At 36.1% G+C, this 23,789-nt stretch carries 19 protein-coding genes and 1 pseudogene; 10 read left to right on the top strand and 10 right to left on the bottom strand.

The window, feature by feature from the left end; genetic code table 11:
* Positions 1 to 4 precede the first annotated feature (4 nt).
* Positions 5 to 622, top strand: coding sequence for a TMEM165/GDT1 family protein (locus CUN59_RS05215; RefSeq protein WP_104386840.1), 618 nt, complete (start codon positions 5 to 7; stop codon positions 620 to 622).
* 97 nt (positions 623 to 719) lie between these two features.
* Here CUN59_RS05215 and pruA read toward each other — a convergent pair whose 3' ends face one another.
* Entirely contained in the window at positions 720 to 3,698 is a 2,979-nt protein-coding gene (gene pruA, locus CUN59_RS05210; RefSeq protein WP_104386839.1) for an L-glutamate gamma-semialdehyde dehydrogenase, read from the bottom strand.
* Between the two features lie 410 nt (positions 3,699 to 4,108).
* On the opposite strand from pruA, the gene CUN59_RS21650 reads away from it, so the two are divergent.
* The gene (locus CUN59_RS21650) at positions 4,109 to 4,282 is read left to right on the top strand and encodes a hypothetical protein (RefSeq protein ID WP_207765368.1); all 174 of its coding nucleotides are present in this window, start codon (positions 4,109 to 4,111) and stop codon (positions 4,280 to 4,282) included.
* Between the two features lie 87 nt (positions 4,283 to 4,369).
* Here CUN59_RS21650 and chrA read toward each other — a convergent pair whose 3' ends face one another.
* Genes chrA through CUN59_RS05185 form a run of 4 tightly spaced genes read right to left on the bottom strand, consistent with a single transcriptional unit; the run spans position 4,370 to position 6,934 of the window.
* On the bottom strand, positions 4,370 to 5,560 hold the full coding sequence (chrA, locus tag CUN59_RS05200; protein ID WP_104386838.1) for a chromate efflux transporter: 1,191 nt from the start codon (positions 5,558 to 5,560) through the stop codon (positions 4,370 to 4,372).
* Positions 5,553 to 6,530, bottom strand: coding sequence for a glycerophosphodiester phosphodiesterase (locus tag CUN59_RS05195; RefSeq protein ID WP_104386837.1), 978 nt, complete (start codon positions 6,528 to 6,530; stop codon positions 5,553 to 5,555). Before CUN59_RS05195 ends, chrA begins: the two co-directional genes overlap by 8 nt.
* Positions 6,520 to 6,723, bottom strand: coding sequence for a putative toxin-antitoxin system toxin component, PIN family (locus CUN59_RS05190; RefSeq protein ID WP_243406877.1), 204 nt, complete (start codon positions 6,721 to 6,723; stop codon positions 6,520 to 6,522). Before CUN59_RS05190 ends, CUN59_RS05195 begins: the two co-directional genes overlap by 11 nt.
* Positions 6,713 to 6,934: a hypothetical protein gene (locus CUN59_RS05185; protein ID WP_104386836.1), complete on the bottom strand. Its 222-nt coding sequence runs from the start codon at positions 6,932 to 6,934 to the stop codon at positions 6,713 to 6,715. Before CUN59_RS05185 ends, CUN59_RS05190 begins: the two co-directional genes overlap by 11 nt.
* Positions 6,935 to 7,362: 428 nt before the next feature.
* Here CUN59_RS05185 and CUN59_RS05180 point away from each other — a divergent pair, with 428 nt between their 5' ends.
* The gene (locus tag CUN59_RS05180; RefSeq protein WP_104386835.1) at positions 7,363 to 8,001 is read left to right on the top strand and encodes a histidine phosphatase family protein; all 639 of its coding nucleotides are present in this window, start codon (positions 7,363 to 7,365) and stop codon (positions 7,999 to 8,001) included.
* Between the two features lie 168 nt (positions 8,002 to 8,169).
* The gene (locus CUN59_RS05175; protein WP_104386834.1) at positions 8,170 to 8,664 is read left to right on the top strand and encodes an HD domain-containing protein; all 495 of its coding nucleotides are present in this window, start codon (positions 8,170 to 8,172) and stop codon (positions 8,662 to 8,664) included.
* A gap of 134 nt (positions 8,665 to 8,798) precedes the next feature.
* Here CUN59_RS05175 and CUN59_RS05170 read toward each other — a convergent pair whose 3' ends face one another.
* Entirely contained in the window at positions 8,799 to 12,635 is a 3,837-nt protein-coding gene (locus CUN59_RS05170; protein WP_104386833.1) for a helicase-related protein, read from the bottom strand.
* A 112-nt stretch (positions 12,636 to 12,747) separates the two neighbouring features.
* Positions 12,748 to 15,897 carry a hypothetical protein gene (locus CUN59_RS05165; RefSeq protein ID WP_104386832.1) on the bottom strand — a complete coding sequence of 1,050 codons (3,150 nt, stop codon included), beginning with the start codon at positions 15,895 to 15,897 and terminating at the stop codon, positions 12,748 to 12,750.
* A gap of 250 nt (positions 15,898 to 16,147) precedes the next feature.
* Here CUN59_RS05165 and glyS point away from each other — a divergent pair, with 250 nt between their 5' ends.
* The 3 genes and pseudogenes from glyS to CUN59_RS05150 all read left to right on the top strand — a co-directional run.
* Positions 16,148 to 18,298, top strand: a complete 2,151-nt coding sequence (glyS, locus tag CUN59_RS05160; RefSeq protein WP_104386831.1) for a glycine--tRNA ligase subunit beta — start codon at positions 16,148 to 16,150, stop codon at positions 18,296 to 18,298.
* 80 nt (positions 18,299 to 18,378) lie between these two features.
* Complete coding sequence (gene murD, locus CUN59_RS05155; RefSeq protein ID WP_104386830.1) at positions 18,379 to 19,743, top strand: UDP-N-acetylmuramoyl-L-alanine--D-glutamate ligase; 1,365 nt, start codon at positions 18,379 to 18,381, stop codon at positions 19,741 to 19,743.
* A gap of 84 nt (positions 19,744 to 19,827) precedes the next feature.
* Positions 19,828 to 20,004: pseudogene (locus CUN59_RS05150) on the top strand (TIGR02391 family protein); the annotation flags it as partial.
* Positions 20,005 to 20,044: 40 nt separating this feature from the next.
* On the opposite strand, the gene CUN59_RS05145 reads toward CUN59_RS05150, so the two are convergent.
* Both CUN59_RS05145 and CUN59_RS05140 read right to left on the bottom strand, forming a co-directional pair.
* Entirely contained in the window at positions 20,045 to 20,515 is a 471-nt protein-coding gene (locus CUN59_RS05145) for a type II toxin-antitoxin system VapC family toxin (RefSeq protein WP_104386828.1), read from the bottom strand.
* A 7-nt stretch (positions 20,516 to 20,522) separates the two neighbouring features.
* Positions 20,523 to 20,708 (bottom strand): hypothetical protein, encoded by a 186-nt coding sequence (locus CUN59_RS05140; protein ID WP_104386827.1) that lies wholly within the window; start codon positions 20,706 to 20,708, stop codon positions 20,523 to 20,525.
* Positions 20,709 to 20,877: 169 nt separating this feature from the next.
* Between CUN59_RS05140 and CUN59_RS05135 the strand changes: the two genes are divergently transcribed.
* On the top strand, positions 20,878 to 21,306 hold the full coding sequence (locus CUN59_RS05135; protein WP_104386826.1) for a hypothetical protein: 429 nt from the start codon (positions 20,878 to 20,880) through the stop codon (positions 21,304 to 21,306).
* Positions 21,307 to 21,378: 72 nt separating this feature from the next.
* On the top strand, positions 21,379 to 21,519 hold the full coding sequence (locus CUN59_RS05130) for a WD40 repeat domain-containing protein (RefSeq protein WP_165790158.1): 141 nt from the start codon (positions 21,379 to 21,381) through the stop codon (positions 21,517 to 21,519).
* Between the two features lie 336 nt (positions 21,520 to 21,855).
* Here the strand turns inward: CUN59_RS05130 and CUN59_RS05125 are convergent, their stop codons facing one another.
* Positions 21,856 to 22,575 (bottom strand): Crp/Fnr family transcriptional regulator, encoded by a 720-nt coding sequence (locus CUN59_RS05125; protein ID WP_011318554.1) that lies wholly within the window; start codon positions 22,573 to 22,575, stop codon positions 21,856 to 21,858.
* Positions 22,576 to 22,887: 312 nt separating this feature from the next.
* Between CUN59_RS05125 and CUN59_RS05120 the strand changes: the two genes are divergently transcribed.
* Positions 22,888 to 23,745 carry a DALR anticodon-binding domain-containing protein gene (locus CUN59_RS05120; protein WP_104386823.1) on the top strand — a complete coding sequence of 286 codons (858 nt, stop codon included), beginning with the start codon at positions 22,888 to 22,890 and terminating at the stop codon, positions 23,743 to 23,745.
* Positions 23,746 to 23,789 lie beyond the last annotated feature (44 nt).

The raw sequence follows: 23,789 nt of genomic DNA, 5'->3' as shown, positions 1-23,789 counted from the left end.
GAGAGTGTTAACAGCTTTTACCGCGGGTTTATTACTAATTACCATTTCCGAGTTAGGCGATAAAACATTTTTTATTGCTGTGATATTGTCCATGCACCACCCCCGGCGTTTGGTATTTGCTGGTGTAGTGGCTGCTTTAGCGGCTATGACTATCCTTTCGGTGATGTTTGGACAGGTAGTATCTTTATTACCAAAAGTCTATATTCATTATGCGGAAATAGTTTTGTTTATTGCCTTTGGTTTGAAGTTAATTTATGATGCCAATAAAATGGCTGTATCTGCTACCGAAGAAGTCGCAGAAGAGGCACAAGAGGCGGTAGACAAAGCAGAGTTAAATAACTCCCAGCAAAAAAGTGTTTGGTCAATTTTACTGAAATCTTTCATATTAACATTTATAGCAGAATGGGGCGATCGCACACAAATAGCCACCATAGCTTTAGCTGCTGGCAATAACCCCATTGGTGTGACACTGGGAGCAATATTAGGACATTCTATTTGTGCAGCGATCGCCGTTATCGGTGGTAAATTAATTGCAGGTAAAATTTCCGAACGACAAATTACTTTTTTAGGTGGTTTTCTATTTATTATCTTCGGCATAGTCGCCGCCATAGAAGGGAAATAAACTGAACTTGGCCAGAGTTCAGATCCCGGACTTCTTAAAGAAGTCGGGGATATTTATAATCTATCAGGTTTAGCAGTGCTAAACCCCTATAAGTTAATTACTCATTACCTTCAATGGGTGCAAAACCTTGACGTTGGATGTTTTCTGTAATTGTCCTTGGTTCTAGGAATTGCAATAAATAATCTGGTCCACCTGCTTTTGAACCCACACCAGAAAGTTTAAATCCGCCAAAAGGTTGACGGGCGACAATTGCCCCGGTTATATTCCGGTTAATGTACAAATTACCTACTTCAAAATCTGCTTGTGCTTGGGCAATATGGGAAGGTGTACGAGAATATAAACCACCTGTTAAAGCGTAGTTTGTACCATTGGCAAATTCCAAAGCTTCTTGAAAATTATTTGCTCGGATTACTGCTAAAACAGGACCAAATATCTCCTGTTGTGCTATGACCCCATCCGGAGGAACTTCGGAAAAAATCACGGGTCCGATAAAATAACCTTGACTGGGTGCGGGTAACTCCAAAGCTAGTTTCGCTTCTTTTTTCCCAATCTCAATATATTCTAAAATGCGAGATTGAGCATTTTCATCAATCACTGGTCCAACTTGGGTACTGGGTAATTCTGTTTCCCCAATATTTAAAGATTTAGTTGCTTCTACCAACCTTTCTACAAACGCATCATAAATAGGTTGCAAAACAATTACCCGTGAACAAGCAGAACATTTTTGACCACTATAACCAAAAGCAGATTGCACAACGCCCACAACAGCCTGGTCTAAATCAGCACTTTCATCAACAATGATGGTGTTTTTACCTCCCATCTCTGCAATTACTTTTTTCAAATGCTTTTGACCGGGTTTGAGAATTGCTGCTTCTGCGTAAATTCTACATCCTACTTCCTGAGAACCAGTAAAAGCTATGACATGGGTATCAGGATGATTCACTAAATAAGCACCGACTTGAGAACCTTTACCGGGAACGTATTGAAAAACACCTTTGGGTATTCCTGCTTCCATTAAGATTTCTGTGAACTTGGCAGTAATAACGGAAGAAGTTTCCGCAGGTTTGAGTAGGGTACAATTGCCGGAAACTAAGGCAGCAACGGTCATTCCGCAAGCGATCGCTAATGGAAAATTCCAAGGAGAAATTACCACCGCAATTCCTTTAGGTTGGTAAATATAACGATTAGTTTCGCCTGATACGTCATATATTACACCTTTTTCTAGCCGTTCCATCTCATCAGCGTAATATAGACAAAAATCTATTGCCTCGGAAACTTCTGCATCAGCTTCTTTAACTGGTTTACCAACTTCTAAAACTATCCATGCCGAAAGTTCGGCGCGTCTTTGTTCCATTATCTTCCCAGCTTGACGCAGAATATCGGCGCGTTGTTTAACTGGGGTTTTCTTCCAAGCAGGAAAGGCAGATTTAGCAGATTTCATTGCTTCCTCAGCTTGTTCAATGCTGAGTAGTCCAATTTTGCCAACTACTTGATTAAAATTAGAAGGGTTTAAAGAATCTACAAAGGTTGTAGTGTTGACATATTCGCCGTTCAGCAAAGGTAAATAAGTTAAACCCAACTGCTGACGGACTTTTTGGAAAGCTTGCTGAGAAACTTTTCTTTTCTCTTCTTGAGCATAATCTGTATCTGCTACACCTGAGAACCCCCCTGTAGTCCCCCCTGCAAGTGAGGGGGAGGCTAGAATGGGAATTGGGGGTGCTAGTAGTTCTTCAATTGGGCGATTTTCGAGATTTTGGCGTAAAAAGGAACTATTGGCGGTATTTTCTAATAATCTGCGAATTAAATAGGCCATTCCTGGTAATAAGTCACCGTAGGGACAATATACCCGGACGCGATAACCTTTATCTACTAAGGCTTTGGCTATTTTATCACCCATGCCGTAAAGAACTTGCATTTCAAAACGACGACGGGGAACATTGAGGCTTTCTGCTATTGCTATGGCGCGAGATTGCGATCGCACATTATGACTACCTATGGCAGAATAAACATACTGATGATTTTCTAGCAATATCTGAGTTATGGTTTCAAAATTGGCATCGCTGGCAACTTTATCATTATAAACAGGCTGTTTCCAGTGTTTTTGAGCAGCTTTAATTGTTTCTTGATCCCAATATGCACCTTTAACTAAACGAATAGTTAAGGGATAACCGCGCTGCTTTAACCAAGCAATAATATCTCTCGCATCTTGTTCGCTATCACGCAAATATGCTTGAATTGTCATCCCGATATCAGTACGTTCACGAAATTCTTCTTCTAATAACAGGTTTTTAAGAATCTTGAAGGTGATATCTTTATAGGCGTATTGTTCCATATCAAAATGGACTGCTGCACCTAATTCTTTGGCGCGACGTAATAGAATACGAATGCGATCGCTAACTTTTTCCTCACTACCTTGAGCATTTAACGGATCAAATTGGGAATAAAACGCGGTTAACTTTACAGAAACCTGTACTTTAGGAATCACTTCCCCATCAGCTTCATCTATTGCGGGAATATGCGACCATTTTTTTGATGCTTCCGCTAACTGCTGCATCAGTTCCATGTATCTTTCTAAATAAGACTGGGCTTCTATTTCCGTAATTACCGCTTCCCCAAGCAAATCAATCGTAAAAGCCATCTTTTCTTTTCTCAGCTTTTCGACCGTTTTGATCACTTGCTGAATATTTTCCCCAGAAATATATTTATGTGCTAAAGTTTGTACCGCAGTTTCCACAGTTGTCGCTGCTACCTGTCCTGGCATAGAATCAGGGTTAGCAAAGTTAAGCAAACTTTTTAAAGCTGTGGGTAATTCTACGGACTCATCACCCAAATATTCTTGGAGATGGGAGGCAATTTCTGATTTACTATGTAGAGCGGGTAAAGTGTCAATAAACCGAAATAATTGTACACGCAACCCCGGGTTACTCATAGCCCAAGCGAGTAACTTATCATCCCAGCGCATTTGATCCCGTATAGCCGAAAAAAAAGAGCGACTTTCTCCAGTAGCAGTGAGAACCTGTTTAGCAATTTCCTGGGTTTTCGCTTCGTAGGTGCTGTTTTGTATTTGTAAAACCATAAATTTTGCCAGTTGTTTAATTTGTCAGTTGTCCGTTGTCAGTAATAAATATTTATAATCGTGGTTGTCTTGAGTGTCTGGAAAAATCTGCTTTTAGTATCCTTGGGGACAGGTATAGTTTGCTGGGGAGGTTGTAAAAAAAGACCGCCGGATAAACAATTATAAGTATGGCAGAAGGAAGCAACCGATCATAATGCGGAAATTCTAGCAGATAAAACCAAAAAGAACCCACAACGTGAATGGAATTTAGTTATTCAAGGTGAGACGGCAAATAATAAATCAGAAAAATTGAGTTGACCACAGTTGCTAAAGTTAGAACTAACATCAATATTATTGATACCAAAAAAATCTTTAAATTTAGAGGAATAGCTGTATCCGCACTGCTAAAAAACTTTGGTATTTAACCAGGGGTGACAGAAATAACTTTTGTCTGTGACGACGTTTATTATGTCACCGTAAAAATAGAAGATTTACTCAATTATCCAATCATTTTAGCACTAGCCAAAGATAATAAACCCATTCAGCGCGATCAAGGGAGGGCTAATTTATTTAATCTTTACCTATACTCAGTATCCCGAACTTAGACAGAAATACAATGAGAGATTTTGGGCTTTTTATCTATTGTGCCTATAAATCATTAATTGATCTTATAAATCGGGGATATTATCCCCTCACCTGATATAACCAAATATCACGGCAACCCAACCAATAATCCCACCGGCTAAAATTAAAAAAGCCGCATTAATATGATAGCGAATTACTAAAATTGCCGACGTAACAGCAATTCCTAAACCTAAAAAATCTATATAAGGGGTTTTTGGTAATGTTAAAGTAGCTATTCCTAATTGTATAGTAGTTAACACCATTAAGGATACAGCACTAACATTTACAGCATCTAAAAAAGGTCTTGTCCAAGGTGAATTACGCAGATTATCTATGAAAGGATTTAAAGCCGCTACAAACAAAAATGAAGGTAGAAAAATTCCCACTGTAGCCACAATTGCCCCAGGAAATCCAGAAATTATATAACCGATAAATGTAGCAGTAGAAAGTACCGGGCCTGGAGTAAATTGACCAATAGCAATTGCATCTAATAATTGTTGTTGTGTTAACCAACCATATTCTTTTACTAATTCTCCTTGTAAAAAAGCAATTAACAAATAACCACCACCGAATAAAATACTACCAACTTTGAGAAAAAATAAACCCAATTGCCATAAAGGTACAGATACATGAATAGGGATAGCTGTATTCACATTTATAGTATTGGGAAAAAATGTCCCTGTAGTTAAAAGAGTCAGAATTAAATGAGTTTGATTACTACTACGTAACCAAATCATCCCTAATATTCCTCCTAATAATAAAGCCAGAACTTCATTAACTTTTGCTACCGCAGTTATTAAGCCAACCACTACAGCAATTATCAATAATTTTCGTGTTTTTATCGCTTTTTTTCCCAAACCCCAAACAGCATTAATAATAATGGCTAAAACAACAGGTTTAATTCCATAAAGTATAGGTGCAAATTGGGGTAAATTTCCATAATGGACATATATCCAAGCAAATAAACCTGTAATTAAAACCGCAGGTAAAATAAAACAAACTCCAGCAACAATTAACCCTAACCACCCTCCATAAATATATCCGATATGAATAGCCATTTCTGTGGAATTGGGTCCAGGAATTAAGTTAGTTGCCCCTAACAAATCTAGAAAATATTCCTGCGTTAACCATTGCCGACGTTTAACTATTTCATCTTCTATCATGGCAATATGGGCAACGGGGCCACCAAAACCAATAATACCTAATTTGAGGAAAAGCTGGGCAATTTCAGTTAAACGATTTAATGATAAATTACTCATATTTTTTCATCTTTAAAGCTATATTAGGATAATCACTAAAGACACCATCTACACCTAAACTAAAAAATAGTCGATATTCTTTTTCTGGATTTCCTTGACAGTCGAAAGGTAAGAAAAAATCTTCATTTCTAAAAGTCCAAGCATGAACTTGTAAATTAGCGGTATGGGCATCTCTAATTAAAGATGTTGGTGATAATAATTTACCATAATTATCTCTAGGAATCAATAAGTTTTTATTTACACCAATTGCTTGGGCATATTCAGCAATTTCTTCTAATCCTTTTGGATGTAATAAATCTGTGTAGGTGCGAGGATCATGATTAATCGTAAAATCGTAGGGTCGGCCAGTATCATTAATTAATTGCACTAAAGGTAAATCTGTCGTTTTAGCTAATTCTTTGAGGTTATTAACTTCAAAAGATTGAATAAAGATAGGTAAATTAATTTTCTGTAGATTCAATAATAAAGTTGGTTCTAATGGTAAACCAATACTCTGAAAATAACTAGGATGTTTTGTTTCTGGATAAATGCCAATATTACGCCCAATTTCTGCACTTTTCTGCTGGGCTAAATCAATAATTTCAGCAAAAGTGGGAATCGGGAACACGCCATCATAAACTATATTTTGCGGTCGTAATTGGGGAATACGTTCTTTAGCCGTTAAAGTTTTGATTTCCGCAATGGTAAAATCTTCAGTAAACCAACCTGTTTTAATTTCACCATCAATAATTTTAGTAGTTTTTAAATCAGCAAATTTGGGATGATTGATAATATCTGTAGTTGCTAATATTTCATTTTCATGACGGGCAATTAAAACACCATCTTTAGTCATGACTAAATCAGGTTCAATATAATCAGCACCTAAATCAATTGCTAATTCATAACTAGCTAAAGTATGTTCAGGACGATAGCCGCTTGCACCTCGATGAGCAATAATAATTGGAGGTTTAAGGGAGAATTTATTTACCATTTTCCAAATCTTCCTTGTAGCGGTCAAATTTTGGACGACTGAGTAAATCAATTAATTCTGATAAAATTTCCACAGAAATTAAGATTAATCCGTTTTGTTTGGCTTCTCTAAGAGCTTGCATTGTGGTAGATTTAGAGAAGATTAATGCACTGACAATTACATTTGTATCAATTACGATACGGTTAGTTTTCATCGTTGAGAATTGATTCTAAAATTTCTGGGGTCATTCCGTTAGCAATGGCTTGTTGACTCGCTTCTTCCATGATATCTAAGAGTGGTTTTTGACTGATTGCTTTTTGCAGCATTATGTTGAGAAATATTTGGATTTTTTGCTGTTTCTTCGGTTCTGCTTCTCGGTATGCTTTGGCAATGTCAGGGTCAACTTGAATGGTAATATTTTCCATGATAAATTACAAGTTAATTAGTCTATTTTTATTATAGCGATCGCCAGTTATTTCTGTGTTACACTCTCCTCAATTATTCTCATATCTTCCTCTATTAACCCATATACAGCAGTTTGCGAAGGTATGAGGTACACATTTTGCGGGCAAGATGCCCGCGCCACAAAAGTTTGATTATGGTTGTATCTCATTTGGTTGTATCATCATTCTGTACATTAATCTTAATTGTTCCGGTGATTGAAGTCATCACTAAGTTACCAGATGAAAGTTTAATTACAGTATACAAGTGAGTGAGGAAAACCCATTTTTGAATTTGTGAGGCAATTGACTTCTTTGACTAATTACTTTGTCCTGGTGTTACATACTTGATTGGGAGATTAATAGTATTTTATTTTTGTACAAGCTCTTTTGTCCTTATCGCAATACAAACTATGGTACTCAATTTATATTTACTGCGACATGGTGAAACTACTTTTAGTCAAAGTGGTAATTTCTGCGGTGAAACTAATGCAGAATTAACAAAAGAAGGAATACAGATGGCAGAAAGTTTTGCCAATGTTTATAGAAAACTGAAATGGGAAGCGGTTTATGTTAGTCCTATGAAACGCACCCTTGCCACCGCTAAACCTTTTTGTGATGCTACTGGTTTACAGATGCAAATAAGGGAAGGACTCAGAGAAGGTAGTTATGGACAATGGGAAACTAAGAGTAAATCTTTTGTGCAAGAGAATTACACAGAAAACTATATCAAATGGTTGTCAGAACCTGCTTGGAATGCGCCCATTGGTGGAGAAACTGCGGTACAAATTGCTAACCGTTCTATGCCTGTGATTAGTGAAATTATAGACAAATATACCGATGGTAATGTTTTAGTAGTTTCCCATAAAGCCACGATTCGGATTATGCTTTGCAGTTTACTAGGAATTGATTTGGGATGCTACCGTTATCGAGTAAATATTTTGGTTGCTTCAGTCACTAAGGTGAAATTTGATGTTAATGGTCCATTGTTAGAAATATTAGGCGATCGCTATCATATACCTGATCATCTGCGTTCTCGTCCAGGAACATAATAGCACCTTCAGAAAATTCAGCAATGAAACTCTTATCTGATCATTGCTGTTCACTGTTGCCTTGTCTCAAGCAAAAATTTAAATGCGTGACAGCTTATTAATTAAGGTAAAATTTACTTATTGATTGATTCTTAAATATTTTCTTTTTCCCAGGAAACTTGACAAATTATGAATATACAAGATAAAGCACAACAGTTTGCGATCTCTAAACATACTAATCAAAAATATGGAGAATACCCATACTCATATCATCTTAGTTATGTAGTTAATATTTTAAAAGAATATGGTTATGGAGAGGATAACATCATAATTTGTAGTGCTTGGTTACACGATACCATAGAGGATACAGATACAACTTATGAAATGTTAGTCAGCGAATTTAATCAAGAGATAGCTGACACAGTTTATGCTGTAACTAATGAACCAGGAAAAAATAGAATGGAGAAATTTGCTAAAACAGCACCCAAAATTATAGCCAACAAGAAAGCCTTAATACTTAAATTAGCAGATAGAATTACCAACACAGAATTTAATCTTGAGAATGATTCTAGAATCTATCAAGTATATTGTCGGGAGTTTCCACAATTTAAACAACTTTTATACAGAGAACAGGATATTGATATATTGCCAATGTGGAATAGATTAATTAGTTTATTTCGGTAAAGGTTGTTGGGAAATATCCTGCAAATCAATGGATTTGAGTGAGTAATGCCAATAATTATTCATAATCTTTGCCTACTTCTAATCCCGGAATATCACTTGGTAAATTAATCATTAGAATTTTGGTGCTACGAATATTATAAATTATCTTCTAATAAGATAGTGTTAAGTAAATTTAATTCACTGGATACCATAAAATAGCGATCGCTAAAAATAATTTCTAACTGATTTAAAGCCCTTCTACCTGCGACAGCAACCCAAGGAATGTCCTCGTATTTGGGTATAACTGGTATTACTAAACCTTGAGGTGTTAAAGTTCTTCCTAATGATTTTTGCCATGATTCGGGGTCTTCTAATCTCTGTTTTGGAGTATCTGGAGCTTGTTTGTGCCAAAAATGGGGATAGTCTAGAGGAAGACTGACAATAATATTTTCTGTTTGTAAATTTTGTAATGTTGAATATTCTTGAGTTAATGCTTCCTGTTCTTGCTGTAAAATAGTATATAATTCTCTTGCTGGACGTTTAAGTTTAGGAGGAAATTTACGTTTTTCATCTTTATAAATAAAGTAGAGTAATTTTAAAAGTTCATCAATTTTTTTACCTGTATTTTTACGCCATCCTTCAAAATTGAATCTTTCCTCTGTTTTTCTTTGTCCCCAATCTTCTATCCAGAAAGTACCAATACAAGTTAAATTTTTAGGAATGATTAAATCTGGATTTTCTAAAGATGGTAATAACTGACTAGCAAAATCAGAAACAGTTTCTACAAATGTTCTTAAAGTGTTATAATCAACATAAGATTTAGTATTTCTATCTGCTGCTTTACCAGTTAATTTAAAATCAGCAAATATTTCTTCTATTAACTGTTGAGTTTTCTTGACAATACCTTTATTATCTTCTGAGTGATGATCATAAATAAAAACTCGCGCTTCTTGTAAAAAACTCTGGACATCATCAGACATGAGATTTAGTAATTCTTCATCACTAATAGAACCAACTGGAACAAATGCAATCCGTTGTCTTTTCAATCCAGCATCACCTTTAATGCGTGTATGAATGGTAGAACGTAGCATCATTAATAAAGTTAATAAATCACTTGATTGACGTAACCAACGTCTAGAAAAATCATCTTCTTCATCAACAATAATACAGTCATTTATTAACATTACTAATGTTCTGTTTCTATCATCTCCAGAAACTTGTAATCCTGTTTCTGAATCTGTGTACATTCCTCTACCGCGATAAATAAGTTGTGCTACTTCCATTAAAGCAGATTCAATATTAAATCTGGGAACTGTCGCAATTATCCAATCAGTTTTGGGGAAAGAAACACCTCTAGCACCAGAAGAAGTCATTAAGAAAACTCGAATTTGATCACGTCTTTTTTCTTGTACTAATTCTAATCTTTGATTAGGAGGTACACTTTGATCTAAAATTGCCACATCTTGACTTTTACAAAGAGCATCTTTTCCTACTATTAACTTACTTTTTAATTGTCGCAGAAATGCTTTATCTTGAGCAAAGAAAATTAATTGTTCTGATCCTTTGTTTAACCCTCGTTGAATTTCTCTATAAGCATTATCTAAATTTTCTTGATCTAATTGTTCTCGAATTGCTTGACGAATAGTTTGTTTTCTACCATCTTTTGTTAATCCAGGAGTAATTTTTGCTAGTTGCATACTATATTCAACCGTAAGTTGAGAAGCTGGATAACTATTAGTCATAATATGTAAAGTAGGATATTTACTAATACCAACTTTAATATCAGTTCCCGTCATTCTAAAAGGTTCATTACCTCTACTTTTACTTAATAAAACTTTATCAGGAGCTTTAATTCTATGAGTTAAATAATTATTCAAAACAACTTCATTACTCAAAGAAGCATCAGCCATAATTAAGATAACTTTAAAAGGTGATTTTTTCCCCTCAAAAGGTGCAATAAATTGTTGATGTAACCACTCTCCTAACTTATGCACAAATAACGCTCCTGCACCATCACCTGTTACTTCATCAACCATTGCTATAATAGTAGGAATACGCTTAGAAAACTCTGTACGTTCTTTTATCCCTGCTTTACTATCAGCTTTATTTTTAAATAACTTTTCCAAAGCATCAATTGTAGTTTTATCATCCAGAGAACGATAACCTTGAGTAGCAGCAGTCATAACTAACTGATTGATTTTTGGATTAACTTCTAGTAATTTTCTAGCGGAAGTTGCGAGAGTTTTTAAAACTCCTGGACGACGAATTGATTCTATTTTGTAATCTCGTTCATTGAGAGAATTTTTAGTTTTACTAGCAGATACAACATTATCATCAATTTCATGTTCTTGTATAGGTGTGATAAAAATGGTCTTACCATCAGGATGATTAAGATTTTCTACCCCATCAAAAACCACAGCACTATCAATAAATCGTTGAGCATTAACTTGAGAACTAAATTTTTCCTTATACCATTTAGGTGCTAAATTAATCAGATTTGCATTAGTAGTGAGAGTTAAAATACCCATATTTTTTCTCGCTAGTTTATCAGTCACATCTCGATTAATGACAACTCGCGGACTAATATATAAAAACATAAAACCCTGAGATTGTTTTTCTAGGAAATTCATCACCGCAGTAGTTTTACCAATTCCTGGGTTTCCTTCTAAAGCAATCACATTAATTTTTCCAGGTTGAGCAGAATTTAAACCTGCTATAACTGCTGATTCATGGACTTTTCTTAATTCAATTTTTTCTCTTTGTGAAAGTTCCTTAATAAAATGTTCTTGAGGATTACCACCGAAAAATTTATCTAATGCTTCTGTTTCTTCAACTGCTGAAATTACCTCTTCTCGTGATACTTCTTGATTAGGGTTATAAAATCCCTCGATATTTTCCTCAAATCTATAGTTAATATCTGTCTCTAAATTAGGTTCAGGAATAAGTTGCTTTGCTTGTTTTCTAAAATCACCAGGAAGTGACAACAGTAAATTATTAAATACTGTAAGAATTTCCTCATTAAGTTTATCTGCTGCATCATTTTCTAGTTTAATTAGATTACGATATGCTTCACCTAAAGATTTCATTAATTCAATTCTAGGATCTGGTTGATTATTAAAATTAGCTGCGATACTTTCACATCCGTTTGATGTGATAGCTATAGCGCGAGTAATACAATCACCTTCTAATCTTCCTTTAGTTTTTAATAAGTGAATTAATCTTTCAGTATAAGAGGATGCTTGGCAAAGTTTGTAAAAAGGTTTATTAGAACCACTAAAAGGTAATAAATGATTTTTAATCTTTTCAGAAATAGAAAATTCCTCACCTTCTACCTCAGCACAAATCCTAGAAAAAACGCCTCGGGAATCAATATAACGAGCATAACGACTTACTTCTTCCCTGTGAGCATTTTCATGGCTAAAATCGGCTAATTTACTGGGTACATTATAAGAAAATTCAAAACAGAAAATAAAATGGTCACGTTTTTTAGAAGTTGAATTTTCATCAGGTGATAACCATAATAAAAAATCTGCTCTTGCTGGTTGTCCTTTTTGAACTAATCCTAAATCTGGATTTCCTGGTAAATTAAAAGTATCTTTAAATTCTTGAGTAGTTTTTTCTGGTTCCACATCAGGTTTTTGTACCTCTCCTGGTAAGACTAATGGACACCAAATAGCTGCTAATTTTAATTTAGAAACTGGAGTTTCTTTGAGAGATTCCCGCGTAGTTGTCCACCCTAAACCATAACCTAAAACTAACAAATGACGTACCATACTTTCTACCCATGCTTGGGAATTTTCATCTGTTAATTTCAGACTTTTGATTAATTGCTGTTTAATATCAGAATTTTTAAATTTTCGCCAATGTTCCACAAGTGGATGATCCTCAAACAGTAATTTTTCATGAATCAATTTTTGTAAAACGCCGCGTTTTACAGCAATTTCAAATACTTGTCCCCATAAAGATGCTTGATCTAAAAACGATATTTCCATTTTATTCATTTCCTTGATACAAATGATAAATTGTAGGTTGGGTTAGCGACAGCGTAACCCAACATTAGTAAAAATTTCCTCACAATTTTTTTGGGCTTTCTCAAACCGACATTTATGATTTACGAAGCCGATGTAAAACTTGGGAAACATGAGTCAGCAAAGCGGGATAACTTAGATATACTTTACCAGCGCGAGGAGTATGTAAAATTTGCACATCTCCCGCAGCTTTCACAGTATCAGGAGATATCCAAGGAAAGGGATCTAAAACTGGGAGAAGTTGCCTATTTTGTACTCCTTTTTCTGCTTCAATAAAATGTAAACCACGCAATACAGAAATTAAATCAGAATTAACTTTAGATTCATGTTCTGGATTTATTAAATGTTGACGTGCGCGTTCAGTCCAATTAATATTACTCACACGCTGATCTGATACTAGAAAATACACACAAAAACCCGATTGTGGACACTTCTCTTTTTCAATTGAAAATAGAGTTGCAAAAGTATAAACCGGAATCAAATTACGTACTCTTTCTAAAGAACGGAAGAAGTTTGTATAATCTCCTGCTTGTAAAATCTCAAATGCAGCTTCATTTGTTCCCCGTTGACGCAATCTTGTTGCAGGAAAAATATCACGTAATAAAGTGTAAATAGTTAAATCAGGAAAAGTCCGAAAAACATCTTCTAAAAACTCTTTTGGTGTTAACTCAGCATTATAATCTGCAATGCGGTTAAATCTTCTCCCACCATAAGCATGAGAAAGTAAAATAATGTGTTGACATCCTTGATTTTCCAGATAACGAATTTCTTCTTGAACTAAACGTTGCTTTTTTAAATTTTCTGGAGTGTCAACAATATCAGATTGTTTTCTTGCTGTTTTCAATTCATAACCAGAAAACGGATGTAAAACAGATGTAGCAATATAACTTTGAGTGAGAAAAAGATAACTCTTCTCATCTGCATTTAATGAACTAGAATCATCACAGGGACGAGTTGAGTAGGAAATTAAACCAATTTTGGGAACTGTTGGGGGTTTCGGTGTACTTGTAAAGATAGGAAATGCACTCAATAAAGCATTAAAAATTCCCTGTTTGATATATGAAGATCCTTTTAAGTTTTCAAGAACAATTCCCTGCATTCTAATATTAGTATCTTCTGCTAATATTGCTTCTAAAGTTTGGGAAGCTGCATAAACATAGGCATCACCACTTGTATCATCACTTTTTCTTCCTTGTTCTTGTAATCTCAACATTAAAGTTGTAAAATCATTACTAACTTCTTGTTTCAATTTGTTAATAATACGCCATAAACAACAATAAACTAATACTTGAAAAGCTGCAACCGCAGCCCCATGATATTGTTTATTTTCTTCACTTCCTTTATCTTTATCTCTTCTTGTGAGAGTTTTAGCTTCATATTCGACAAGAATTGCTGCTGGTAATGCCCAATATTTTGCTTCAGCAGAATTTACAGATATTTTATACTCCCACTGATTTTGTTGATTTTCAAAATTACAAGGAAGCCAGACAATTTGTAAAATATTTTCTGATAATTTTCTTTGTGCTTGAATCGAATATGGCTTACCTTTAGGGACTAAATTATGTTCAGAAAGTTCTGTATTTACCTGAACTGAAAATAAAAGTCCTGGTGTTTCTGGAGTATCACAAACTTCAATATGTTTAAACCATTCCACAGTTTCTAAGTCTTGTTTTTCACCAACAAGTAAATTTCCAGATGCTCCTGCTGTTAACCGTGACCATTCTATAATATCACGTTTCACACAGATGAATTGTTGAGAAGATTGACGTTGAACTTGAGAAATTATCTTTTCACCTTTGCTACTAATCACAGCAATTAAAGATGTAGCTATTGCTTGCATTACTTTAGCACGATTTCGCAAATCAGCTATAACTTGTTTAACAGCGTTCTTTCCGCCAGATTTTAAATTTTCCAGAAGTTGCTGTACTGAATTTGATAAATCTTCTGCACTTATATGTTCTCCTATTTGAGAAGGAATAACAATTGCTAAAAATATCAATTCAGCTAAACGACGACGAACTAATTTTTCTTGAATAATTGCATTTTCATCATTTAGACTTAATTCTTCCTCAATTTTATCAAGTCGTGCTTCAAAAGCAGGTTTACCTACTTTTGGGTTTTGTCCATTTATCCGAAAGTGATAAATAACTTCCCGCATCACTCCAAAGTGAGTTTTTTCTTGATTTTTCCCCTTTTCTTCAAAGATTTGCGCTTCACATTCTGTCCAAACCGATAGACAAAAATAGAAACTTGCGGTATTCAAATATGTTGATAATTCAAAATCACCACCAGTACCAAAATGAGCGGATAAATTAACTTCAAAAATATCTTCTTTCGCAGCATTAAAAAATGTCTTAACCCGATGAACATACTCTTTTAATATCTGGTGTTTAGTCGGACTATGTTCGGCAATTGCTATCATAATTCGCAAGGTAATTAACAATCTAACTCTTGCTAAGGCTTCATCATCTAAGAATGTTAAAAACCGATTTAACTGGCTTTCTAATTTATTGTTTTGTGATTTTAAAGTTTCCAGAGAAGTTTCAATTTCATCTTCTTCTAATTCCCGATTTTCTAAATACTCTTGAACTGCATTTGACATCTTCACAAAATAATCATCAGAGTTTATTATTTCTAATGCAGAAATTACTTTAGCTATCGGTTTATGTTCAGGATTATTCTGAGTATCTTGATTAGGAAATGCTATGGGTACAAGAGTTGCATTATGAGCTTGGTTTTGGAAAACAGTCCCAGTTTTTCTTGCTAATTGTTGAAGTTGTTGATCTGGTTCATTTAACAACAAAGCTGATAATTGAGTTTCTGGAGGTAATGCTGCATCAATAGTTGAAATTAACTGATCTAAAGCTTGAGGTAATTTGTCTTTATTATCTTCCTTTAAAGTACCACCAATTCTCATCCTTGAACCATAACGGGGAGGTATTAAATCTTGAGTAAAACCCCCACCTTCATTGGGATGAAAAGCTGCTTTAAAATCCTTGTTTCCAAATAATCTCCGCATAATTGCTGAAGTACATATCCTGAGACGATTATTTTTAGCATCAAAAACAAATGCTTGTCTATAGTCAGGATGTAATTTATCAGTATTTACACTATTGTTTTTGGGAGGAATAGCTTTAGCCAGTAATTCTACAACGGTAACCAAATCAATAGAAGGCTTTGGTGAACGTGCCTGAATTTTAGCACCACCATTGTTTTCTGGAGACATAATTTGTTTTTCCTTTACACCAGTTTTTTAACTGCTTCACCTGTTCAAATTGTATAATTTGAACAAATGGAATCTTTCCCCTAAATTACTTAATTATACACAACTTGTCAAGGATAAGAATATAAAAATCAACAATTATACTCTTCAATTGGTGTTGGTAGTATATTCCAGATTTCCCCAAGAGTCGGAACTGGCGTACAATACTGGAATTGACTAATATTAAGCCACGCCAAGTTAAAAACAGTATCTTATGCCAGCATTTTTATTAGAGGTCGGTACAGAAGAATTACCCGCCAGTTTTTTGAGTGATGCTATTGTACAATGGCGATCGCGCATTCCCCAAAGCCTAGAAACTGAAAGTCTCCACGACGCTGTGGTTGAAGTCTATGGAACACCCCGTCGGTTAGCAGTTCTCATTACTGGTTTACCTTCGCAACAACCAGACAGAGAAGAAGAAATTAAGGGACCACCCGCACAAGCAGCTTTTAAAGATGGACAACCTACTAAAGCCGCCATTGGTTTTGCGAGTAAGCAAGGTGTAGATATTTCCGCTTTAGAAATTCGTCCTACAGAAAAAGGGGATTTCGTTTTTGTGAACAAACAAATTCCCGGTCGTCCCATCGCCGATATTTTAACCGAACTTATACCCCAATGGGTCTGGAACTTAGAAGGCAAGCGGTTAATGCGCTGGGGACATGGTGACGGCAGATTTTCCCGGCCAATTCGGTGGTTAGTCACATTGTTAGATGGGGAAATTTTACCATTGCAATTAGAAAATGGCGCAAAAGTTGTTAAAAGCGATCGCACCTCTCGCACCCATAGAGTCTTACACCCCAAACCCGTTAGCATTTCCCACGCTACAGAATATGTTAAAACATTGGCTTCCGGTTATGTAAATGTTACCCCAGAAAACCGAGCCGAAGTCATCACAGAACAAGTCAAAGCCGCCGCCGAAAAATTGGGCGGATATACCCCAATTTATCCCGATTTATTAGCAGAAGTTGTCAATTTAGTTGAATATCCAACAGCAGTTATCGGACAATTTGAAGCAGAATTTCTCAACTTACCAAAAGAAGTAATTACCGAAGTTATGGTAAGTCATCAGCGTTATTTTCCCGTCTTTAAAAATGCTGATTGCCAGGAATTATTACCCAATTTTATCACCATTAGTAACGGAGATCCCGCCAAAGCTGATATTATCGCTGTCGGTAATGCCAGAGTAATTCGAGCGCGTTTAGCAGACGGCAGATTTTTCTGTGAAGCTGATTTAGCTAAACCCTTAGAAAGCTATTTACCCCAATTAGAAAAAGTCACATTTCAAGAAGATTTAGGTTCAGTTCGTGCTAAAGTCGAAAGAATAGTTAAAAATGCCGAAAAAATCACTACTCAATTACAATTAAATCCCGCCCAAACCCATAATATACAAAGAGCCGCATTACTTTGTAAAGCCGATTTAGTTACGCAAATGGTCTATGAATTTCCCGAATTACAGGGAATCATGGGCGAAAAATACGCCTTAGCAAATGGCGAAAATCCAGAAGTTGCAAAAGCGATTTTTGAGCATTATTTACCCAGAAACGCTGATGATATTTTCCCCCAAACTCTCACAGGTCAAATTGTCGGTTTAGCGGATAGATTAGATACTTTAGTGAGTATCTTTGGTGTAGTTGGTACTCCGACTGGTTCATCAGATCCTTTTGCATTACGTCGTGCCGCAAATGCAATTATTAATATTACCTGGTTAGCGAATTTGCAAATTAATTTATCAACCTTGTTGGTAGAGATCACCAGTGAGTTCAACGCTACTTTTGGTAAAAATGGTAGTTCTTTATTAGTCGAATTGGAAAAATTTTTCCTGCAACGGATTCGCACCTTATTACAAGATGAAAAACAGATAGATTACGATTTGGTAAATGCAGTTCTGGGAGAAAATGATCCCGAATATACAGAACGTGCATTAACTGATTTATTAGATGTGCGCGATCGCGCTCTCTATTTACAACAAATCCGCCAAGATGGTACATTAGATAAAATATACGAAACCGTCAACCGTTCTACCCGTTTAGCAGCACAGGGAAATCTAGACTTACAAGCACTAGAACCACAATCTTTAATTAATCCCGAACTATTCCAGAAAAAATCTGAATCTGCATTTTATAACGCCTTGGTTGAGTTAGTCCCCCAAACCCAAGCAGCACAGAAAAATCGGGATTATCAACTGTTAGTAACCGCACTAGCAAAAATCACCCCCACCGTCAGCACATTTTTTGATGGTGAAGATAGCGTTTTAGTTATGGACCCAAATCCCGATATTAAGCAAAATCGCTTAAATTTGCTCGGATTATTGCGAAATCACGCCCGTGTATTGGCGGACTTTGGCGCTATCGTCAAAAATTTGTAGCATAAATCAACAAAAAGTGGTGTAATTTTTGCCAATTGACGCTACTATAGTGAAGCTTAACCAGAAATGCTACACAGTCCATGCCACAAGCGTTAATTATTGGATTCGGAAAGTCCGGTGTTGCTGCGGCAAGATTGTTGAAACAGGAAGGCTGGGAGGTTGAACTTTGTGATAGTAGCACCTCCCTAGCCCTCCTCGAACAACAACAAAAACTCGCCAGTGAACACATTACCGTTAAACTAGGAAATACACCAGAATTCACTAATTCTGATATATCCAAACTAATAGTTGTCAGTCCCGGAGTTCCCTGGGATATTCCTATTTTAGCCAAAGCGCGAGAACTAGGTATAGAAACTATTGGCGAAATGGAACTCGCTTGGCGACATTTACAAGATATTCCTTGGGTAGCAATCACTGGTACAAATGGTAAAACCACCACCACTGCCTTAACTGCGGCCATTTTCCAAGCAGCAGCATTGAACGCTCCCGCCTGTGGTAACATTGGTTACGCTACTTGTGAAGTTGCTTTATCTGCGAAAAAACCAGATTGGATAATCGGGGAACTTAGTAGTTATCAAATCGAATCTTCTGTAACTTTAGCGCCTCGGATTGGGATTTGGACAACCTTCACACCAGATCATTTAGCCCGTCACAAAACATTAGAAAATTACTATAATATCAAAGCCAAATTATTACATAATTGCCAAATTCAAATATTTAATGGTGATGATGTTTATTTGAGCAAATTAGGATTAAATCATTGGCCAAATGCCTATTGGACAAGCGTTAAGGGTGAAAAATTCCTAATAGGTGAAAAAGGCTTTTATATAGAAAATGGTTGGGTAATAGAAAAAATCACCCCCACACCCCAAGCCATTGTAGAGGTATCTGCATTGCGAATGGTAGGGGAACATAACCAGCAAAATCTCCTCATGTCCGTCGCCGCTGCCAGATTAGCAGGTATAGATATTACCGCCATTTCTCAAGCTGTCCGTGAATTTCCTGGCGTTCCCCACCGCCTAGAACATATCTGCACTTGGCAAGGAATTGACTTTATTAACGATAGTAAAGCCACCAACTACGACGCGGCCGAAGTCGGTTTAGCCTCTGTACAAAGTCCCGCCATTTTAATTGCCGGTGGAGAAGCCAAAGCGGGAGATGATACCGCCTGGTTAGCACAAATTCAAGCCAAAGCCGCCGCCGTCTTACTCATTGGCAATGCAGCGCCAGCATTTGCGAACCGGCTGGAAGAGGTGGGATATAGCAATTATCACATAGTCGAAACAATGGAAAATGCTTTACCCATGTCTGCGGAATTAGCCAAAAAATATCAAGCTTCAGTAGTATTATTATCTCCGGCTTGCGCTAGTTTTGACCAATATCCTAACTTTGAAATGCGGGGTGAAGACTTTCGGCAATTGTGTCAAAAATATTTACTTCTCTAGAGTCAAATGAAACTCCATCTTTTCTATCTATCAAGGCAGAATTACGGTGTTGCTGATTTTTGAGATAAAAATGAAACCCCTACATTATATAATGAACAACAAGGATTTATGACTCTATTACAAGGATTTTCTAGAGGAGTGAGAAACGTTTTAGCTCATAATATTGTAGAAGATGAAGATCCTCAAAAAGCTTTTGAGTATTTAGCTATGGCTTCCTTATTTTGTAGACGTATAAATGATACAAAGAAAGTAAATCCATAGTACCGTAGGTTGAGTTAAGCAAAGCGCAACCCAACATCAATCAAATTGATGTACTTTGAGGTTTCCAACATTCTAATTTTAGAGGTCTTACTTTACTCATCTGTTTAAAATCGTTATCTTGAGATACAATAATTAAATCGTGTTGTATTGCTGTACAAGCTATCCACAAATCATTGGGATGTATTCCTGCATCTTTGATTTTAAATTTTCTTCTTTTTTCCTTTTCTTTAGGAGCATAAGTATTAATTATTTCTGCATGAAATTGACCATAAATTTGAGATGTTTCTTCATCTATGGGATGTATCTTTGTTAAACTTTGACTAAACCGATTAACTATTTGTATATTTTCTTCTCTTTGGTTTGACTTTTCTGCCATTAATATCAATTCACCATATATAATGGCGTTGATAAATATTTCTGTTTCTTTGGGCAGTGAGGTTAACTTTTGTATGCAGGTTAAGTCTTTTTGAATAATAATAAAACTACAATGATTTGTGTCTAGCAGATACACCCTAACTTCACTCTTTCCTTACTTGATTGACATATTCTAAACATTCTTCAAAATCGTCTCCTGCCCATGCTGGAGATGTTTTCAGGAAATCTAATAATGATTCTACAGTATTTTGATGCTGTTTTTTTTGTTGTTCAATTTCTAAAATTGCTTGAGCTTGAGCAAAAGCCACTAACAACATTTGTTCTAACATAACTATCACCAATGTGTTAATTTATAGATTATAATATTATTGTACACTAACTTTAACAGAACTTACGCAAAATTTCTTTGAAAGTCTCTTTCCTTTGTGTCATATCCCTACGGGACGCTACAGGAACGTGATTCATTCTTCCGTGACTTGTAATCTTCGAGGTAAAAATATGCAAATTAAAAGAATAGCTATCTCCTTAGCATTGGGTTTTTCTTTACCCATAGTTGCAGATATTTCCATTCAGAGTCAAGCTGTAGCTAATCTTGCTTTTCCAGAGGGAGAATTTTTTGATGTTGAGGGACAACCGCGTAATTGGCATTTAACGCTTTGGCAAACTAAAGGTCAATATTACTACAAAAACTTAAATTTAAAAACAGGTAAAAAACTCTGTTTAATAGGTGCGAAAGCATCAGGTACTAAAGCGCGTCCTGTTTTTACTTGGACTAATAATAAATATAAGTATCGCGTTTCTTGGCAAATAGTTCAACCAGAATTGATAAGATTAGAAGTTATAGATCCTTCAGGTAAGGTGATTTTAAATCAATTTCTTGTTCGTGAACCTGGAGAATTTGAAGATCCCAATGCTACTAAATGTTAAAGAGAAAAATATTAAAATTATCTTTTTAAAAGTTAGTAATTTTTACATTGTGGTTTAGATAGAGAAATCATATTGCGCGACATAAAAACAGGTGATCCCGTCAAGGAACTCAAAGGACACGGCGGAGGAATTTATGGACTAGCATTAAGTCGTGATGACAAGACTTTATGTAGTTCTAGTGGGGATAAATATATTAAAGTGTGGGAAATATAGTTTCCTATTCCCTGTTGACTGTTCCCTGTTCCCTGTTCATTTTTGAACCAGGCAAGATCAATAATTGGAACCTGGTGGATGGCCCCAATTTGCCGATCTAGCCCTATGAGCATTCATAACCAAGGAACTCAAGACATATTATTTTATACCCGATTACCCAAAATCTGTTTGTGGTGGTCAAACAGACTTAGTAAAGATTAGGAGCAGGTTCAGTAACTAATTACACCAACAGCGTTGGCAAAGATCCACTGATACCTGCCATTGGTGTATCCGAGAGTGGCAAAATCTCAGCCAACATTGATTAATCTGCTACTCATTAGAGATTCCAACTACCCTTTAGCTGGCTCTATTGATAGATTCTGCAGGTAAGCAAATCAGATTATCTCCTTGGGTAAGGATTAAGCCGCGTTGACGTAATTTACCCATTAAGCGAGTGACAGTCACACGGGTAGAACCAATGGCGCTACCAATTTGGGCATGGGTAAGGGGGAAAGGTAAGCAATAACCACGAATGACATCAGGATCAGTTTCACTCATGGCTGGCTCTCCATACTCCTCAATCAGTAAGGTGAGAAATCCTAAAAGTCTGTCAATTGTGCGGCGTTGTCCCAAAGCGCTTAACCAGAGCAACTTGCGTTGATGCTGATATCTAAAAGCATCCATAACTTCACGACGGAAGTGAGGCCAGTTGTCTAGGTCATGCCAGTACATCCACAGAACTGCTGTTTGGTCAACGTGGGCGTAGGACTGGAGTGTGAATGGAGACTGGGCGACAATTTCAAAGGGTTGTCCTGCACCAACAAAACCCAAAAAAGCTTCTTCTGGAGTTCTGTTAATGCGTCGGGAAGTTAACTGACTGGCGGTAGCACTAACTTGGGCAGTTCCTACCATGCGGATAGCACCCCTTTGGACTAAATAGAGTAAACCAGGTCTAGCTGGAATGCGCTCATCTTTACTGAAGGTGCGGCAACGGTAGTGTTCTTGGGCCCAGTCAAGAATACGTTGCCAAGTCAAGAAAGGACGTGAAGCTTCGGAAAAGGAGGATGGAGATTGCATAATTAACAAAGAACGTGTGGCTGAAAACAAAGACGAAATAAGAAAAGTGTAAGGAGTGTCTTTGTGTTAATGGGGTAGGCATAACGCCCTACAGCGCCAGCCCTCCGATAAGAATAAAAAGCTAAATTGCTTTCTATTTTTTCTTATACTTCCTACTGTACAACGAGGGTAGTAAAATTTACCCATCTTTTATACATTATTCATCAAATTTTATCCTACTCTCATTTTTCTTTACATAGATTAAACTTCTACCTCAAGGCAGATGGAACAGGATAGAATGATGCACCCCATAAATTTTCTACAAAAAAATACGTGTATCCTCAACTACTTTTTATCCAAAATAAAGCTATTAAACAGTTAATAACTCAATATTTAGATGTCGCATCCGGTAATTTTACCAATAATGGGAAAATAGCAGGCATAGAAGTGAAAAAAGTTCCTGTATATCAAGGAGGATACAATCAAAAAATTTTATATATCTCTAAGGTGGAACTAGGGATATCAAAATCTCATAATTCACCTGCTATGGAAATTTCTCAGATCATAGCCACTGTTACCAAAGACATTGCCCAGTATTTATCCCAGCACAGTAATCATCTATTTTCTATCAAAATCGTCCCCCCTGGTGAAATTCATCTACAACTCTTTGACTCTACTTTGGCAGCTTGGTTACAAACTCTCATCATTTCCCCGCAAACTAGAGACTTTGTAAATAATTATGGTGATCATCTGTCACCAAATTGTTTTACTATTCAATACGCTCACGCACGTTGTTGTTCTTTATTACGACAGGGACACCAGGAAGGATTAATTCAATGCACACCCACACCTACAGGTATAGAAAATTCTGTACAATCTATACCTTGGCTCGATGGTGATCAAAAGCTTTATCTTCAACACATTGATGAGAGTTTTTTAATTTACCAATTAGTCAGATTAGTAGATAATTTGGCTATAACTAATTATAATTCAATTAATTGGGAAAAAGCGGGTGAAAAATTAAGTCAAGCTTTTGAGAAGTTTTGGGGTAGTTGTCGAATTTGGGGGGAAGTAAAAATCAATTCTCTAGAATTGGCACAAGCGAGATTAGGATTAGTAATGGCGACTCAGTTGGTTTTAAAGTCTCTATTAGAAGATAAATTGGGAATTATTGCCCCTAGAAAACTTTAAAAAATCTTTGAAAAAATCTCTTGACACAATAAATATCCTTGGCT

Origin of the sequence: Cuspidothrix issatschenkoi CHARLIE-1 (genome assembly GCF_002934005.1) — a bacterium.
Classification (GTDB): domain Bacteria; phylum Cyanobacteriota; class Cyanobacteriia; order Cyanobacteriales; family Nostocaceae; genus Cuspidothrix; species Cuspidothrix issatschenkoi.
The sequence above is the reverse complement of the archived record's forward strand: the minus strand, read 5'-3'. Positions and strand labels throughout refer to the sequence as shown.

Excerpts from the sequence above, each read along its gene's own strand:
- glyS (WP_104386831.1), top strand. The coding sequence starts at position 16,148 with ATGCCAGCATTTTTATTAGAGGTCGGTACAGAAGAATTACCCGCCAGT.
- CUN59_RS05175 (WP_104386834.1), top strand. The coding sequence starts at position 8,170 with ATGAATATACAAGATAAAGCACAACAGTTTGCGATCTCTAAACATACT.
- CUN59_RS05180 (WP_104386835.1), top strand. The coding sequence starts at position 7,363 with ATGGTACTCAATTTATATTTACTGCGACATGGTGAAACTACTTTTAGT.
- CUN59_RS05165 (WP_104386832.1), bottom strand. The coding sequence starts at position 15,897 with ATGTCTCCAGAAAACAATGGTGGTGCTAAAATTCAGGCACGTTCACCA.
- murD (WP_104386830.1), top strand. The coding sequence starts at position 18,379 with ATGCCACAAGCGTTAATTATTGGATTCGGAAAGTCCGGTGTTGCTGCG.
- pruA (WP_104386839.1), bottom strand. The coding sequence starts at position 3,698 with ATGGTTTTACAAATACAAAACAGCACCTACGAAGCGAAAACCCAGGAA.
- CUN59_RS05170 (WP_104386833.1), bottom strand. The coding sequence starts at position 12,635 with ATGGAAATATCGTTTTTAGATCAAGCATCTTTATGGGGACAAGTATTT.
- chrA (WP_104386838.1), bottom strand. The coding sequence starts at position 5,560 with ATGAGTAATTTATCATTAAATCGTTTAACTGAAATTGCCCAGCTTTTC.
- CUN59_RS05185 (WP_104386836.1), bottom strand. The coding sequence starts at position 6,934 with ATGGAAAATATTACCATTCAAGTTGACCCTGACATTGCCAAAGCATAC.
- CUN59_RS05135 (WP_104386826.1), top strand. The coding sequence starts at position 20,878 with ATGCAAATTAAAAGAATAGCTATCTCCTTAGCATTGGGTTTTTCTTTA.
- CUN59_RS05195 (WP_104386837.1), bottom strand. The coding sequence starts at position 6,530 with ATGGTAAATAAATTCTCCCTTAAACCTCCAATTATTATTGCTCATCGA.
- CUN59_RS05125 (WP_011318554.1), bottom strand. The coding sequence starts at position 22,575 with ATGCAATCTCCATCCTCCTTTTCCGAAGCTTCACGTCCTTTCTTGACT.
- CUN59_RS05190 (WP_243406877.1), bottom strand. The coding sequence starts at position 6,723 with ATGAAAACTAACCGTATCGTAATTGATACAAATGTAATTGTCAGTGCA.
- CUN59_RS05140 (WP_104386827.1), bottom strand. The coding sequence starts at position 20,708 with ATGTTAGAACAAATGTTGTTAGTGGCTTTTGCTCAAGCTCAAGCAATT.